This window comes from Phreatobacter oligotrophus, from assembly GCF_003046185.1.
GTDB lineage: Bacteria > Pseudomonadota > Alphaproteobacteria > Rhizobiales > Phreatobacteraceae > Phreatobacter > Phreatobacter oligotrophus.
Map to the genome: position 1 here is coordinate 115,517 of NZ_PZZL01000004.1, position 16,183 is coordinate 131,699.

A 16,183-nucleotide genomic window follows, 5' to 3' on the forward strand; every position below is an offset into this window, starting at 1 on the left:
TCAGGCGCTGGTCCGCCGGGCGGCGGCCTTGCTGTTGATGGAGCGGCCTTCGGCCAAGATCAAGCATTCCGCGACGACGGAGGCCGCGATCACCGCCGGCTCCTTGCCGGCAAGGCCCGGGATGCCGATCGGGCAGCGCAGCGACTGCCGCCTCTCGGACGATAGACCCATGTCGGACAGGCGGCTCATGAAGCGCGCCCGCTTGGTCGCCGAACCGATCACCCCGACATGCGGAAAGCGCCCTGATCTGAGCGCCGCCGCGACGAGCGCGAGGTCCAGCGCATGGCTATGGGTCATGACGAGGATCTGCGCCCCGTCGGCCAGCGAGGCGAGAGCCTCCTCGGCGCCCCCGGAGAGGCAGGTCACCGCACCGGGAATGGCGGACGGGAAGGCGCCGGGGCGCTCGTCATGCCAGACGACCCGGAAGGGCAGCGGCGCCAGCGCCAGGACGAGGGCGCGGCCGACATGGCCGGCGCCGAACAGGCCGATCTGCGGCAGGGCCTGCCCGAAGGTCTCGACGATCCCGCCGCGCGGTATCTCGGCCCCAGCGTCGAGAATGACGCGGCCGAACCCGTCCGCTCCGGGCGTGGTGAGCGTGCGGAACGGCCCCTGCCGCTCGGCCGCGGCAAGAGTGGCCACGTCGCCGGCATGGGCTGCGGTGAAGAGTTCGAAGCCGAGGGTGACATGCCCGCCGCAGCACTGGCCGAGATTGGGCCCCAGCGCCTGGTCGCGGGTCGCAGCCATCCGGTCGCGGCGGGCCAGCATGCGCTGCGCTTCGGCCAGCGCCTGCCATTCCAGCGTACCGCCGCCGATCGTCCCGTGAAACCGGCCATCGGGCCGGACGATCATCCGCGCACCCGCTTCCCGCGGCACCGACCCGCGCGTCGACAGCACGGTGACGAGGACGCAGGCGCCCTCCTCCGCCACCATGCCGGCGATGCGCGGCCAGACCTCCATCAGCCGGCGCTCCCTGTCTGCGCCATGCAGGCCCTGAGGATCGCTTCTGGTGTCGCCGGCGCATCCAGCGCGACGGCCTTGCCCGGCGCCAGCGCATGGACCGCGTCGGCAATGGCGCACCAGACCGAATTGGCCAGCATCAGGGGCGGCTCACCGATCGCCTTGGAGCGGTGGACCGTGTCCTCGCGGTTGGGATTGTCGAAGAAGGCGACGCGGAAGTCGGCGGGAACGTCGCGCGCGGTCGGGATCTTGTAGGTCGAGGGTGCATGAGTGCGCAGGCGCCCCTTCGCGTCGAAGACCAACTCCTCCATCGTCAGCCAGCCCAGTCCCTGGACGAAGCCGCCCTCGATCTGGCCGATGTCGATGGCCGGGTTCAGCGACCGGCCGGCGTCATGGAGGATGTCGACCCGGTCGAGGGTGAACTCGCCGGTCAGCGTGTCGATCGTCACCTCCGAGCAGGAGGCGCCATAGGCGAAGTAGAAGAATGGCCGGCCGGTCGCCTTCGGCCTGTCCCAGGTGATCTTCGGCGTCGCGTAGAAGCCCGCGGCCGAGAGATGGGTGCGGGCGAGATAGGCCTTCTTCACCACCTCTGGGAAGGACAGGCTCATCTCGCCCGACGAGACCCGGTCGTCGCGGAAGACGATGCTCGCCACCGGCACCTGCCAGTCACGGGCGATGAACTCCGCCAGCCGCTCGCGGATCTCGGCGGCCGCTTTCTTGGCCGCCATGCCGTTCATGTCGGTGCCCGACGAGGCGGCTGTCGGCGAGGTGTTCGGCACCTTGCCGGTATGGGTGGCGGTGATGCGGACGCGGTCGAGGCCGATGCCGAACTCGTCGGCGACGATCTGCGCCACCTTGACGAAGAGCCCCTGCCCCATCTCGGTGCCGCCATGGTTCAGGTGGACGGACCCGTCCTGATAGACATGGACCAGCGCGCCGGCCTGGTTGAGGAAGGTGGTGGTGAAGGAGATGCCAAACTTCACCGGCGTGAGGCTGAGACCTTTCTTGAGGAACCGCGAACCGGCATTGAAGGCGGTGATCTCCTGCCGGCGGGCGCGGTAGTCGGACGAGGCCTCAAGCTGGCGCATCAGCGCCTCCGCGACATTGTCCTCCACCGTCATGCCGTAGGGAGTGATGTTCCTCTCGCTCGTGCCGTAGAGATTGGCGTAGCGGATATCGAGTGGATCGCGGCCTGTCGCCCAGGCGATGTCGTCCATCAGCCGCTCGGCAAAGACCATGCCCTGCGGCCCGCCGAAGCCGCGGAACGCGGTGTTGGAGACCGTGTGGGTCTTCAGCCGCCGCGAGGCGATGTGCACCTGCGGATAGAAATAGGCATTGTCGGCGTGGAACATCGTCCGGTCGTTGATCGACGACGACAGGTCGTGGCTGTAGCCGCAGCGCCCCGCGAAGGCGACATCCACCGCCTCGATCCGGCCATCGGCGTCATGGGCGGCGCGATAAGTCACGAGGAAGTCGTGGCGCTTGCCGGTCATGGCAAAATCATCGTCGCGGTCGAGGCGCACCTTCGCCGGCCGGCCGGTGACCTTCGCCGCCAGCGCCGCCATGGCAGCCCAACCGCTGGCCTGGCTCTCCTTGCCGCCGAAGCCGCCGCCCATGCGGCGCACCACCACCTCCACCGCCGCGTCGGCAAGGCCGAGGACGCGGGCGACGACGTGCTGCACCTCGCTGGGGTGCTGGGTGGAGGAATGGATCGTGAGCGTCCCGTCCTCGCCGGGAACGGCGAGCGCCACCTGGCCCTCGAGGTAGAAATGCTCCTGGCCACCGATGCGCAGGGTGCCGGCAACCGTCGCAGGCGCGGCGGCGATCACTGCCTCGGGCTCGCCCCGGCGGAAGGCATAGGGCGGCATGATGTCGGCATCGGCCTTCAGGGCATCGGCGACATCGACCAGCGGCTTGTCCTCGGCCGTCTCGATGACTGCGCGCCGCACGGCACGCCGGGCCGCATCGCGCGTCTCGGCGACGACCGCAAAGACCGGCTGGCCGTGAAATTCGATGGAGGTCTCCACGAAAAGCGGATCGTCACCGGCGACCGGGCTGACGTCGTTCTTCGCCGGAATGTCGCTCACCGTCAGGACCGCGACGACGCCCGGTGCGGCGCGGACAGCCGACAGGTCGAGCCGCGTGATCCGGCCATGGGCAACGGGCGCGCCGCCAGGGACGACATGGAGCGTGCCCTCGGGCTCGAGGATGTCGTCGATATAGGGCGCATTGCCCTGAACGTGCCGGTCCGCCGCATCATGGCGGATCGGCTTGCGGACATGGCGCAGCATCTCCGTTTCGGGGTCAGGCCGCATGGGCGCCTCCCCTCAGCGGCGCGATCCGCGTGGACGACCGCTCACCCGCGGCGATCTCGGCAAGGGCCTTGCGGATGAGATTGCCGGCGACCGTCAGGCGATAGGCCGCCGAGGCGCGGTGGTCGTCGAGGGGTGTGAAATCCTCCGCCAGACGCGCAACGGCGGTTGCCACGGCGGCTTCGTCGGCGGGGGCGGCACCAACCAGCGCCGCCTCGACGGCCGTGGCGCGCTTCGGGATCCCCGCCATGCCGCCGAAGGCGATGCGGGCCGATGCGATACGACCGCCCTCCAGCGTCACCGCCAGCGCCACCATCACCGAGGAAATGTCCTGGTCGAAGCGCTTGGCGATCTTGAAGACCCGCAGATGCAGGCCCGCCGCCCGCTTCGGCACGATGATCCGCGTCAGCACCTCGCTGGGCTGACGATCCTGCCGGCCGTAGGCCAAGAAGAACCTTTCAATCGGCAACTGCCGGACAACGCCGGCCTTCTGCAGCTCGACCGTCGCGCCGAGCGCGATGAGGAGCGGCGGGGTATCGCCGATCGGCGAGCCGTTGGCCACGTTGCCGCCGATCGTGCCGGCGGCGCGCACCTGCGCCGAGCCGAGACGCTCCAGCAGCAGGGCGACGTCGGGATCGAAGGCGGACAGGGCCTGCCTCGCCTCCGCATAGGTCACGGCGGCGCCGATGGACAGGCTGTCGCCGTCATCAGCGAGCCGCCTCAGCTCCGTCACGCGGCCGGTATGGAGGATTTTCGGCAGGGTCCGGAGCTGCTTGGTAATCCAAAGGCCCACATCGGTGGCACCGCCGAGCAGTGTCGCATCGGGATGGGCCTCGGCCAGGGCGCAGAGCGCATCGAGGCTGGCGGGCGCGGCAAAGAACCCCTCGCCATCGGCCACGAACAGGTCCTTGTCGTCGCGCAGCCGCGCCAGCTGCGCCACGGTTTCGGCGGCGCGCGCCCTGAACCTGTCATTGGGCACGGCCAGGGCCGCCTCGGCCGCATCGACGATCGGCCGATAGCCAGTGCAGCGGCAGAGATTGCCGGAGATGCGCGAGAGCACGGCCTCGCGATCCGCGCCACCACCCTCCTGATGGAGCGTGAAGAGGCTCATCACGAAGCCGGGCGTGCAGAAGCCGCATTGCGAGCCGTGGTGGTCCACCAGCGCCTGCTGGACCGGATGGAGGCGGCCGCCGACTGCAAGATCCTCCACCGTCACCAGTTCGGCGCCATCGAGCTGGCCGAGCAGCAGGATGCAGGCATTGGCGGGCTCGTAGATCAGCCGCCCGCCCTTCACCCGGCCGAGCGCCACGGTGCAGGCGCCGCAATCGCCCTCGCCGCAGCCTTCCTTGGTGCCGGTGAGACGCTTCTGCAGCCTCAGCCAGTCGAGGACCGTCGTCATGGGCGGGACGGTGGCGATCTCAACCACCTGTCCGCGATGCAGGAAGCGGAGCGGACGCGTCGTCATGAGCCGCGATAGGTCGTGTAGCCGTAGGGCGAGAGCAGCAGCGGGATATGGTAGTGCTGGTCCAGCGCCGAGACGTTGAAGCGCAGCGTCACCACATCGAGGAAAGGCGGATCGGTCAGGGTGAAGCCCTTGGTACGGTGATAGGCCGCCACGTCATATTCGAGGCTGTAGGGGCCGGGACGGATCGTCGCCGGGGTCAGCAGCGGCGCCGGGGCGCGCCCGTCGGCATTGGTCTCGCCTTCAGCGACCAGGCGCCGTGCCTCGCCATCGATCTGGTAGAGCCGGTAGCGAATGCCCGCGGCGGGGCGGCCGGCAGCGGTGTCGAGCACATGGGTGGACAGGTGTCCGGGCATGGAAACTCCTCTCGTCCCTTTATTTTCAGCATGAAGAGCGCCGCTTTGCACCGCAAAAGAATGGCTGATGCGCAGCGCCGCATCGTATTTTTCCGGACGCTGTGTCGCAGGCGCGCCGCCTAGCATCGCTCACCCCCGCAGAGTCGCAGCATGACCAGCCTCACGCAGCCTCAGGCGTCCTTCGCGGACCTGTTCACCCCCAAACTCGTGACGGTCCTGAAAGAGGGCTATGGCGGCCGCGACCTGCGCACCGACGCGGTCGCCGGCCTCACCGTCGCCATCGTCGCCCTGCCGCTCTCCATGGCCATCGCCATCGCCTCCGGCGCGACGCCGGACAAGGGGCTCATCACCGCGATCGTCGGCGGCTTCCTGATCTCGGCGCTCGGCGGCTCGCGCTTCCAGATCGGCGGCCCGGCCGGGGCCTTCATCCCCCTCGTCGCCTCGACGATCGCCATCCACGGCTATGACGGACTGGTCATCGCCACCTTCATGGCCGGCATGATGCTCGTCGCCGTCGGCTTCCTCAGGCTTGGCACCTACATTAAATACATCCCCTACCCCGTCACGGTCGGCTTCACCGCCGGAATCGCCGTCATCATCGGCGTCAGCCAGATTCGCGACCTCCTCGGCCTCCGGCTCGGCGCTCCGGAGCCCGCGGAAATGCTCCACAAGCTGCCTGTCCTCTGGCAGGCCCTGCCGAGCTTCAACCCCGCGGCCCTGGCGCTCGCCGGCCTCTCCATCGCGGCCCTCGTCGCCCTCAAGCGCTGGCGGCCAACCTTGCCGGGCATGCTCATCGTCGTGGTGGCGGGCTCGGGCGCGGCGCTGCTCCTCAGCCTGCCGGTCGAGACGATCGGCTCGCGCTTCGGAACCCTGGCCTCCGGCATCGGCTACCAGGGCCTGCCCGGCGTCTCGCTCGCGCGCATCCGCGAGCTCATCGTGCCGGCCATCGCCATCGCCATGCTGGGCGGCATCGAATCGCTGCTCTCGGCAGTGGTCGCCGACGGCATGACCGGCCGGCGCCACCGGTCGAACTGCGAACTGGTGGCGCAAGGCGTCGCCAACATGGCCTCGGCCCTGTGCGGCGGCATTCCCGTCACCGGAACGATCGCCCGCACCGCGACCAATGTCCGCGCCGGCGCACGTGGACCGGTTGCCGGCATCTTCCACGCCCTGTTCCTGCTGGCCTTCCTGTCGGTCGCGGGCGGCCTCATGGCCTATGTGCCGCTGGCGGTGCTCGCGGCGGTCCTCGCCATCGTCGCCTGGAACATGGCGGAGAAGCGGGAATTCGCCTCGCTGCTGCGCGCCTCGCCGGGCGACGCGCTGGTGCTTCTCGCCGCCTTCCTGCTTACCGTCTTCGTGGACCTGACAGCCGGCATCGGCGTTGGCATTGTCCTCGGCTCGCTGCTCTTCATGCACCGCATGGCCGAGGCCATGGCGGTGGAGAGCAAGGTGCGCCTGCTCGACGAGGACATTGCCGATCGCGATGCCCCGGCTCCCGCCGATGCCGGCCGCGGCCGCGACCGCCGGATCGTCACCTACCGGCTGAGCGGCGCCTTCTTCTTCGGCGCGGCGGCGACCGTAGCATCGGTCTTCGACCGTATCGGCCAGCCGCCGGCGGTCTTCATCCTCGACGTCACCGACGTGCCCTTCCTCGACACGACCGGCGCCTACACGCTGGAGACCTTCGTTCACAAGCTGGAGCGCGCCGGCACCCATGTCGTCATCGCCGGGGCGCGCAACAGTGTGGCGAATGCCCTCGCCCATTTCGACCTGAAAGAACCGCGGCTGACCCTCGCGCGTAACCTTGATGCGGCAACCGCAGCGGCGGAGGCGCGCCTCGCCTTCTCGGGCGTCCCCTGAGGCTCCCCGGGATGCGAGGGCTCCGCCGCCATGCTAGGACGCCGGAAGCCACGGGACGGACGCCATGACCGAAACAGAGAGCCGCACCACCGAGACCATGAGCGCCGACGTCATCGTCGTCGGGGCCGGTCCCGCGGGCCTCTTCGCGGCGCTGGCGCTTCACAACGAGGGTTTCCGCCCCGTCGTTGTAGGACCGCTCCCCGAAGGCCGGCGCGACCACCGCACCTCGGCGCTGCTCGATGGCTCCGTGCTGGCCCTGAAGCGTCTCGGCGTCTGGCCGCATCTCGAGAGCAAGGCCGCGCCGCTCCGCGTCATGCGCCTGATCGACGCGACCGGCAGTCTCATCCGCGCGCCGATCTTCGAGGGCCGCGCCGGCGAGATCGGACTTGAGGCCTTCGGCTTCAACATCGCCAACGATGACATCACCGCGGCGCTTCTGGCGACCGTGCGCGAGCGCGGCATTGCCGTGATCGCCGAGCCGGTCACGGCGGTGACGATCGATGGCGGGGCCACCGTCACCACCGCCTCCGGTCGCCTCCTCTCGGCCCCGCTGGTGGCCGGCGCCGATGGCCGGCAGTCGCTCGTGCGCCAGAGCGCCGGGATCGATGCGGTCGCCTCGCGCTATCCGCAGACGGCGGTGACCGCCACCTTCGGCCATTCAAGGCCCCACGACGACGTGTCGACCGAGTTCCACACGCCGACCGGTCCCTTCACGCTGGTGCCCCTGCCGGGCGACCGGTCGAGCCTCGTCTGCGTCGTGACGCCCCGCGAGGCGGATCATCTGCTCGCCCTCGACGATGCCGCCTTCGCCCGCGAGATCGAGCGGCGGTCGGAGGCCATCCTCGGCAAGGTGACGCTGGAGCCCGGCCGCGGCCGCTACGACCTCTCCAGCATGACCCCGAAGAGCTTCGGCCTGCCCCATGCCGCGCTCATCGGCGAGGCAGCCCATGTCGTGCCGCCCATCGGCGCGCAGGGCCTGAACCTCGGCCTGCGCGACGGCGCAGCCCTCGCCGAATGCCTCGCCGCGGCCCGTCTGCGCGGCGAGCCCATCGGCAGCGCCAGCGCCATGGCGGATTACGACCGGGCGCGGCGCGCCGACATTGTCGGCCGGACGCTCGCCATCGACGTGCTGAACCGCTCGCTGCTGTCGTCGCTCATGCCCGTCCATGTCGCCCGCGGCGCCGGCCTCTGGGCCCTCGACCGCATCGGGCCGCTGCGCCGCGCCTTCATGCGCGAGGGACTGCAGCCGCAGGGCGCGCCGCGCCTGATGCGCGCCGATGACCGCGACGCCGCTTAAGGCGCGAAGAGGTTGATCGGCAGCAGGCCGTTCTTCACGAGATAGAGCACGCTGGTCAGCGTGCCGACCGAGACCAGCGTGCCGAGCAGGACGGCGTTCGAGGCCTGCTCGACATAGGTGTCATATTGCCGCGCGATGATGAAGACGTTGAGGGCCGGCGGCAGGCAGGCCATGAGCGCTGCGGCATAGACCCAGGACGGCTCGAAGGTCCCGAGGAAGGACAGGATCACCACCGCCAGCACCGGGTGGATGATCAGTTTGAGCGCGAGGACAGGTGAAATCGCCGCCGCCACCCGGCCGAGCGCCCGGAAGCTTTCCATGCGCAGGGCGACCGTCACGCCGAGCGTGAACAGCGCCACGGGTGCCGCCGCGTTCTGCAGGAAGCCGAGGAACCGGTCGAGCATCTCCGGCGGCTTGAACTGCAGGAAGGCGGCGATGACGCCGGCGACCGTCGCCAGAATGAAGGGGTGGGTGACGATCTTCACCACCACCTCGCCGATCACCGCCAGGATCGACCGCCGCTCCGTGCCGCCGAGCGCCATGAGCATCGGCACCAGCGAGAACAGCAGGATGTTGTCGAAGCAGAAGATCAGCGCGACGGGGGCGGCAGCATCCGCCCCGATGGTCGAGAAGGCGAGGCCAGGCCCCATATAGCCGATATTGCCATAGGCCGCGGCGACCCCGGCGACCGTCGCATGGCCGGTGTGTCCGCCCGAGCGCCAGGCCACATAGGCGAAGCCGAGCACGAAGACGGTGAAGGTGGCGAAGGTCGTGCCCACCACGAAGGGCACGTTGTTCAGCTTCTCGAGCGGCGTCTGCGCGAGGATGCGGAAGAACAGCGCCGGCAGCGCGATGTAGATGAGGAAGAAGTTCATCCAGCCGAGCCCGGCCTCGGGAATCGGCGTGCCTTTCCAGGCCTTGTAGCGCGCGGTGAAAAAACCGAGCGCGATCAGGCCGAAGAACGGCATGGCGAGATTGAGGACTTGCAGCATGATCGGGCCGGACCGCGGGACGGGCGACCGCTAAAGCGCGCGGCCCGTCAGGTCAACGTCCGCCGGAGCGATGCTCAGTGCAGGCCGCTGCGCTTGACGCGGTAATTGCCCTCGCCGTCCTTGTCGAAGACCTCGTCCACCTGCGGATGGCGGATCGGATCGCCACTCGTGTCCGGCAGCAGGTTCTGCTCCGACACATAGGCGATGTACTCGGTCACCTCGTTCTCGGCGAAGAGGTGGTAGAACGGCTGGTCCTTGGCCGGGCGCATCTCCACAGGGATCGATTCGTACCACTCGTCCGTGTTCGAGAAGGTCGGATCGACGTCGAAGATCACGCCCCGGAACGGATGGATCCGGTGCCGGACGACCTGTCCGATCTTGAACTTGGCTTGCCGGGGCTTGTCGATCACGCCGGTTGGCATCCCTTCGTGCGGTTGGGGCGCGGGACAAAAGCCCCAAGCGGCGGCCCTGTCAACGTCCTGTCACGAAGTCTTTACGGCCGGTCGCGCCGGTCAGATCGCATAGCGCGTGGCGTAGTCGGGATCCTTGGCGGCGACGATCCGGGCGAGATCGACGATGACCTTGGCCTGTTTCCAGGTCGCGTCGTCCTGCATCTTGCCGTCGATCATCACCGCGCCAGACCCGTCCGGCATGGCCGCGAGGATCTTGGCGGCGAAGGCCACTTCGTTCGGATCGGGGGAGAAGACCCGCTTGGCGATGTCGATCTGGCTCGGATGCAGCGTCCAGGCGCCGGCACAGCCCATGAGGAAGGCGTTGCGGAACTGCGTCTCGCAGGCGACCGGATCGGAGAAGTCGCCGAAGGGGCCGTAGAAGGCCTTGAGCCCGTTGGCGGCGCAGGCATCCACCATCTTGGCGATCGTGTAGTGCCAGAGGTCCTGCTGGAAGGCGGCGCGCGGCCCCTCCCCGCCCATGTCGGCCACCACCTTGTACTCAGGATGGCCGCCGCCGACGCGAGTCGTCTTCATCGCGCGCGAGGCCGCGAGATCCGCAGGTCCCAGGCTCATGCCGTGCATGCGCGGCGAGGCGCTGGCAATGGCCTCGACGTTCTTCACGCCCTCGGCCGTCTCCAGGATGGCATGGATCAGGATCGGCTTGGCCACCCGGTGCTTCGCCTCCAGCTGGGCGAGCAACTGGTCCAGGTAGTGGATGTCCCAGGGCCCCTCGACCTTCGGCAGCATGACCACGTCGAGCTTGTCGCCGATGGCGGCGACGATCTCGGTGAGGTCATCGAGGATCCACGGCGAGTTCAGCGCATTGACACGGGTCCAGACCCCGGTCGTCCCGAAGTCCGTCGCCTTCACCATCTCGATGAAGCCGGCGCGCGCGGCCTCCTTGGCGTCGAGCGGAATCGCGTCTTCCAGATTGCCGAGCACCACGTCGACGGTGCGCGCGAGGTCCGGCACCTTGGCGCGCACCTTTTCCAGATGCGGCGGTACGAAGTGGATCATCCGCTCCAGCCGCACGGGGAGCTCGCGATAGGGCTCCGGAGCGCCGATGGCGAGCGGCTTGTAGATGTTGCGCGGCAGCTTCATGGGATCACTCCTCGGCCGCCAGCGCTACAGGACATGGTTGCACCGCACAATTCCGTGGAACGGCGGATGGCCTGGATGAAAACAAAAAGGCGCGGGACAGGCCCGCGCCTTCGTCTTCTGCGAAGAGGCTGGATCAGCGCTGCGGCGGGGCCAGCGGCGCCATGCCGGCGGGAGCGCCGGGGATCGGGACGCCGGCCGGCGCGCCACCCGGGGCACCGCCCTGCTGGCGCTGCTGCTGCTCCTGAAGACGGCGCTGGGCCTCCTCGCCGCGACGCTGCAGCTCGGCGGCCAGACGGCGCTGCTGCTCCTCATAGGCCTTCGGGTCGACCGGCTCGCCGTCATAGGAGGCCTGGAAGCCCTGCAGCGACATGCCGAGCGAGATCGCCCGGTTGTTCATGTTCACCACCTGGATGCTCAGCTGGTTCGAGCGCTTCATGCGGTTGAGGAAATCCGGCTGGATCTCCATCTGGGCGAAGCAGGCATTGGGCAGGCAGACCTCGTAGCGCATGGCCTGCGGCTGGGGCTGGCCCTGGCCGCCCTCGAGCACGACGCGGATGCCCGGCTGCAGCGACATGCCCACCGGCACGGCGATGATGAGGCGCGGCTTCTCGCCCTCGAGGTCGCGGATCTGCACCGAGGCCAGCATCTGGCCGTTCTCGGCGCGGGTCTCCTGCACGACCATGCAGAGCTTCTTGGTGGTCGGCGGGGTGCGCTCGTCGACAGGCACCTGGTCGCAGAGCTTCACCCAGGGGGTCTGGACCGCCGCGAGGTTCTCAGCCGAATTGGCCGGGGCCTGGGCGGGAGCCTGGGCCGGCTGCTGCGCCGGCTGGGCGGGACGCTGCTGCTGCGCCGGCTGGGCCGGGCGCTGCTGCGGCTGCTGTTGCTGGGCGAAGGCCACCGCAGGCGCCATGAGCAGCGCGAGGCCTGCTCCGAGACGAACCGCGGACTTGGCGGAGAACGACATGAAAGGTCCTTTCGATCGTGTCCGGAGCGCGCGCCTGCAGCGGGTCGGACCTTGATGAGTCGGAGCGGTCGCGCTCTTTCGCCGTGGAACGTGGCGACATGGTGGCGCGGTCCTCGGAGGCGGTTGATAGCGGCTCGCCCTTGCGTTGAAAAGCCGGAATCACCATGCCGCATGCTAGGCTGCCGCGCAGTCTTCGCAGACGGGACCCATGCTGCATCGCCTCCTTGCCCTCGCCGCTCTCCTCCTCGTGCCGGCAACCGCCGCCGGCGCAGGCGACTTCGCGCGGCTGCCGGTGCGCGAGGCCATCGCCATGCATGGCGAGCCGGCGGGCCCCGCCGCCCTCGCCCATCGCCGCTACGTCAATCCCGATGCGCCGAAGGGCGGCCGCCTCGTCCTGGGGATCCAGGGCACCTTCGATACGCTGAACCCCTTCGTGGTGCGCGGCCTGCCGGTGCCGGGCGCGCGCTCCTATGTCTGGGAGACGCTGATGCAGCGCTCCTATGACGAGCCTTTCACGCTCTATCCGCAGGTCGCCGCCGGCCTGGAATTGCCGGATGACCGCGCCTGGGTGATCTTCCATATCGACCGCCGCGCCCGCTTCTCCGACGGCCGCCCCGTCACCGCCGAGGACGTGCGCTTCTCCTATGAGCTCCTGCGCGAGCGCGGCCGCCCGAACCACCGCACCTATTTCCGCAAAGTGACCCGGGTCGACCTGATCGACAGCCACACGATCCGCTTCGACCTTGCAGGGGCCGCCGACCGCGAGCTGCCGATGATCCTCGGGCTCATGCCGGTCCTGCCGCGCCACGCCGTCGATCCCGAGACCTTCGAGGAGACGACGCTGACGCCCCCGGTCGGCTCCGGCCCCTACACGATCGCCGAGGTGCGCGCCGGCGAGAGCGTGACGTTCCGCCGCGACCCCTCATGGTGGGGCGCCGACCTTCCCATCAACCGCGGCCTGCACAATGTCGACGAGGTCCGCTTCGACTTCTACCGGGACGGCAACACCCTGTTCGAAGCCTTCAAGAAGGGCCTCGTCGACGTCCGCGTCGAGACAGATCCCGGCCGCTGGGCCTCCGGCTACGATTTTCCGGCGGTGCGCGACGGACGCGTCGTCCGCGACACGATCCGCCAGGGCACGCCGAAGGGCATCCGCGGCCTCGTCATGAACACCCGCCGCGCCGTCTTCGAGGATGTGCGGGTGCGCGAGGCCCTCGGCCTGCTCTTCGACTTCGAATGGACCGACCGGACGCTCTATGCCGACGGTTTCGAGCGCAGCCAGTCGCTGTTCGAAGGCTCGGAGCTCTCGGCGCGCGGGCGACCGGCCGACGAGGCGGAACGGCGGCTGCTCGCCTCCGTTGGCGCGAGCATCCGCCCCGATATCCTCGAGGGGACCTATGAAGTGCCCGTCTCGGATGGCACGGGCGCCGACCGCGCCAGGCTGCGGCAGGCGCTGACCCTTCTCGGGCAGGTGGGCTACCGGCTCGACGGCGGCGTGCTGAAAGGCCGCGATGGCCAGCCGCTCGCCTTCGAGTTCCTCGTCGCCACCCGCGACCAGGAGCGCCTTGCCCTCACCTTCCAGCGATTCCTGCAGCGCGCGGGCATCCGCATGAGCGTCCGCAATGTCGACGCCGTGCAATATGACCGCCGCCTGCGCGACTTCGACTTCGACATGGTCGACTACCGCTGGTGGAATACCTCGCTCTCGCCGGGCAACGAACAAGCCTTCTATTGGGGCGTTTCCGCCGCTGCGACGCCGGGCAGCCGCAACCTGCCGGGCATCGCCGACCCGGCCGTCGACAGGCTCGTTGCCGCCATTGTCGAGGCCCGCACCCGCGGCGACCTGGTGACCGCTGCCCGCGCCCTCGACCGTGTCGTGACCGGGGGCTTCTACTGGGTGCCGCTCTTCCATCAGCCGGCGCAGTGGATCGCCCGCTGGAACCATGTGGGGACGCCTGCCGAATCATCTCTTTTCGGCTATCTCGTAGAGACATGGTGGCGTCGTGACGCCGGGGGGGCTGTCGGTCGGTGATACTGGGCAAGGGGCGCAAGGACGGGACGGCCGGGGTGGCGGGCCACGCCACGCTCGACGCCTTGTTGCGCCGCGCCGCCGAGATCCGCCCCCAGTCCCGCGCGCTCGCCGATGCCCCGAACCGCCCGCACCTGATCGGCGGCGAGTCGCGTCACTATTCATGGAGCGAGCTCGACGGCCTGGTCGATGCGCTGGCCGGCCGGCTGCGGCAGATGGGCCTGCCGACTGATGCGGTGGTCGCCACCCAGTTCGCCATGTCCTGCGACGCCGTGATCGCGCTGCTCGCTGTGCTGCGCGCCGGCTGCATCGCCGCCCCCCTGCCGCTCGGCTGGGGCCGCCGCGAGGTCTCGGCCCATCTCCAGCGCCTCGGCGCCCGCGCCGTCCTGACCGCTGGCCGCATCGGCCCGGTCGAGTCGGCCGACATCATGCGCTACGCTGCGGCCGAAACCTTCTCGGTGCGCTTCGTCATGTCGCTCGGCGGCCCCGTCCTCGACGGTGTGATCCCGCTCGACGACGTCATGATAGATCCGACCGTGGCCGACCGCGTCGAGATCGAGCGCTCCGGCAATCCGGCCGATCACGTCGCCATCGTCACGGCCGATGCCGTGGCCGAGGGGCACATCGCCGTCGCCCGCAGCCACAACGAGGTCGTGGCCGGTGGGCTCGCGGCCTATGTGGCCGGCGTGCCCGATGAGCATTCGGTCTTCGCTGGTGCCCTCGCCCCCGACGGCTTTGCCGGCATCGCCCTGCAGATCGTGCCCTGGCTGATGGCGGGCGGCACGCTTGTCGCCCATCCGCCGCTGGCCCCCCGCATCATCCGCGACCGCCTCGCGCCCGATGGCGTCACCCATGCGGTCCTGCCCGTCGCGCTCGGCGAATACGTTGTCGCCGCGCCGCTGGCCGAACGGCCGCAGCTGCGGCACCTCGCCTTGCTGGCGCGCCGGCCGGTCTCGGCAGAGAGCTTCGCCGCCGCAGCCGAGGATGGCCTTGCGGTCGATGTGTTCTACGGCATCGGCGAGACGGCGGTCGCCCGCGGGCTGCGCGGCGCCGGCGGCGCCATCACCCTCGGCCACGACACGCACACATCCGGCAGCGGCCAGTCGCCCGTGCTCATCGAGACGCGCGTCGGTCCGGATGGCGAACTTGCCCTGCGCGGCGCCATGGTGCCGGTCCATGCCTTCCCGCCGGGCGCCGAGAACGGCCAGCCGCCCTTCTGGTCCACCGACGCGTCAGGCTTCCGCGCCACAGGCATGCCCGCTGCCGCTGACAAGGCGACCCGCAGCATCGCCATCGGATCACGCGAGGCCGGTGTCGTCTCCATCGGCGGACGCCGTTTCGCCGAATCCGCCATTCGCGGCGCCTATGCCGAGGCGGGCGGCGAGATTGCTCCCGTGATCCGCCCGGATCGGTTGCTCGGCGAGCGTGTCGCCGGGATCGTCGGCGATGGCCGCGCCATTGTCGGGCTCGCGGCGCGGCTGGTGGAAAGCGGGCTCACGCCCCTCGCCATTCCCGGCGGCACACGCCAGACCGGACAGCTCCCCTTCGAGGACACCCGGCCCAAGGAGACCGCCATCAAGGATCCCGAGGGCATCCTCGATCCGCTCGGCGACGCGCATTCCGCGCTGGCGCAACTCTTGAGCGTGGCGCGGGCCGCCGCGGGGTACTAAACTGGCGGCTTTCCTCCGGGAGCCCGCCCATGGACGCCACCCCTGCCCCCACCCTGACGATCGATGTCGTATCGGACGTCGTCTGCCCCTGGTGCTTCGTCGGCAAGCGGCGGCTCGAAAAGGCGCTGGAACTGGTTCCGGACATTGCGGTCGACATCCGCTGGCGGCCCTACCAGCTGGCGCCCGACCTGCCCGCCGAGGGTGAGCCGCGCAAGGCCTATATGCTCAAGAAGTTCGGCGATCCCGAGCGCATCCGGCAGATCCACGAGCGGCTGACCGGCATCGGCGCCGATGAGGGCATCGCCTTCGACTTCGACGCCATCGAGGTGGCCCCCAACACGCTGAACGCCCATCGCATGATCCTCTGGGCCCGCGCCGGCGGCGCGCAGGGCGCGGTGGTCGAGGCGCTGTTCAAGGGATTCTTCGTCGAGGGGCGCAATCTCTCCGATCCCGCCGTGCTCGCCGAGATCGGCGCTGACGCCGGCCTCGACCCGGCGCTTCTTGCCGAGCTCTTCGCCAGCGATGCCGATATCGAGCGGACCGAGCGCGACATCGCCTCGGCGCAGAAGATCGGCATCACCGGCGTTCCCTTCTTCATCGTCGGCGGTCGCTATGGCATTGCCGGGGCCGAGGATCCGCAGACGATCGCCGGCGCGATCCGGCAGGCCGCCGCCGAGCAGGCACAGCCCGCGGCCGCGAGCTGAACAACCCGCCGCGCGGCCCGTTGCGGC

General features: G+C 69.6%; 13 protein-coding genes. 5 read left to right on the forward strand and 8 right to left on the reverse strand.

Features of this window, described 5'->3' with window-relative positions:
* Genes xdhC through uraH form a run of 4 tightly spaced genes read right to left on the reverse strand, consistent with a single transcriptional unit; the run spans window position 1 to window position 5,087 of the window.
* The gene (xdhC, locus tag C8P69_RS10345) at window positions 1-957 is read right to left on the reverse strand and encodes a xanthine dehydrogenase accessory protein XdhC (RefSeq protein WP_108176799.1); all 957 of its coding nucleotides are present in this window, start codon (window positions 955-957) and stop codon (window positions 1-3) included.
* Window positions 957-3,272, reverse strand: coding sequence for a xanthine dehydrogenase molybdopterin binding subunit (xdhB, locus tag C8P69_RS10350; protein ID WP_108176801.1), 2,316 nt, complete (start codon window positions 3,270-3,272; stop codon window positions 957-959). The genes xdhC and xdhB overlap by 1 nt, the downstream gene beginning before the upstream one ends.
* Window positions 3,262-4,734, reverse strand: a complete 1,473-nt coding sequence (gene xdhA / locus C8P69_RS10355) for a xanthine dehydrogenase small subunit (protein ID WP_108176803.1) — start codon at window positions 4,732-4,734, stop codon at window positions 3,262-3,264. The genes xdhB and xdhA overlap by 11 nt, the downstream gene beginning before the upstream one ends.
* A complete protein-coding gene (gene uraH / locus C8P69_RS10360; protein ID WP_108176805.1) occupies window positions 4,731-5,087 on the reverse strand; it encodes a hydroxyisourate hydrolase in 357 nt (118 codons plus the stop codon). Before uraH ends, xdhA begins: the two co-directional genes overlap by 4 nt.
* Window positions 5,088-5,237: 150 nt before the next feature.
* On the opposite strand from uraH, the gene C8P69_RS10365 reads away from it, so the two are divergent.
* Together C8P69_RS10365 and C8P69_RS10370 are read left to right on the forward strand one after the other, a co-directional pair.
* Window positions 5,238-6,947, forward strand: coding sequence for a SulP family inorganic anion transporter (locus tag C8P69_RS10365; protein WP_108176807.1), 1,710 nt, complete (start codon window positions 5,238-5,240; stop codon window positions 6,945-6,947).
* A gap of 64 nt (window positions 6,948-7,011) precedes the next feature.
* Window positions 7,012-8,244, forward strand: coding sequence for a UbiH/UbiF family hydroxylase (locus tag C8P69_RS10370; protein ID WP_108176809.1), 1,233 nt, complete (start codon window positions 7,012-7,014; stop codon window positions 8,242-8,244).
* On the opposite strand, the gene C8P69_RS10375 is transcribed toward C8P69_RS10370, so the two are convergent.
* The 4 genes from C8P69_RS10375 to C8P69_RS10390 all read right to left on the reverse strand — a co-directional run bounded on the left by C8P69_RS10375 (window position 8,241) and on the right by C8P69_RS10390 (window position 11,753).
* Window positions 8,241-9,236, reverse strand: coding sequence for an AEC family transporter (locus C8P69_RS10375; protein ID WP_108176811.1), 996 nt, complete (start codon window positions 9,234-9,236; stop codon window positions 8,241-8,243). The two genes, C8P69_RS10370 and C8P69_RS10375, sit on opposite strands and share 4 nt — an antisense overlap.
* 74 nt (window positions 9,237-9,310) lie before the next feature.
* Window positions 9,311-9,646: a heat shock protein HspQ gene (gene hspQ, locus C8P69_RS10380; RefSeq protein WP_245901977.1), complete on the reverse strand. Its 336-nt coding sequence runs from the start codon at window positions 9,644-9,646 to the stop codon at window positions 9,311-9,313.
* Window positions 9,647-9,748: 102 nt separating this feature from the next.
* Window positions 9,749-10,789 carry an HpcH/HpaI aldolase/citrate lyase family protein gene (locus C8P69_RS10385; protein ID WP_108176815.1) on the reverse strand — a complete coding sequence of 347 codons (1,041 nt, stop codon included), beginning with the start codon at window positions 10,787-10,789 and terminating at the stop codon, window positions 9,749-9,751.
* Between the two features lie 133 nt (window positions 10,790-10,922).
* Window positions 10,923-11,753 carry an invasion associated locus B family protein gene (locus tag C8P69_RS10390; protein WP_108176817.1) on the reverse strand — a complete coding sequence of 277 codons (831 nt, stop codon included), beginning with the start codon at window positions 11,751-11,753 and terminating at the stop codon, window positions 10,923-10,925.
* A gap of 208 nt (window positions 11,754-11,961) precedes the next feature.
* Between C8P69_RS10390 and C8P69_RS10395 the strand changes: the two genes are divergently transcribed.
* From C8P69_RS10395 to C8P69_RS10405, 3 genes are read left to right on the forward strand one after another with little or no spacing between them, the layout of a single operon-like run.
* A complete protein-coding gene (locus C8P69_RS10395) occupies window positions 11,962-13,785 on the forward strand; it encodes an extracellular solute-binding protein (protein ID WP_108176819.1) in 1,824 nt (607 codons plus the stop codon).
* A 35-nt stretch (window positions 13,786-13,820) separates the two neighbouring features.
* Window positions 13,821-15,452: an AMP-binding protein gene (locus tag C8P69_RS10400; protein ID WP_170118203.1), complete on the forward strand. Its 1,632-nt coding sequence runs from the start codon at window positions 13,821-13,823 to the stop codon at window positions 15,450-15,452.
* 29 nt (window positions 15,453-15,481) lie between these two features.
* Complete coding sequence (locus C8P69_RS10405; protein ID WP_108176823.1) at window positions 15,482-16,156, forward strand: DsbA family oxidoreductase; 675 nt, start codon at window positions 15,482-15,484, stop codon at window positions 16,154-16,156.
* The last annotated feature ends 27 nt before the right edge of the window (window positions 16,157-16,183 follow it).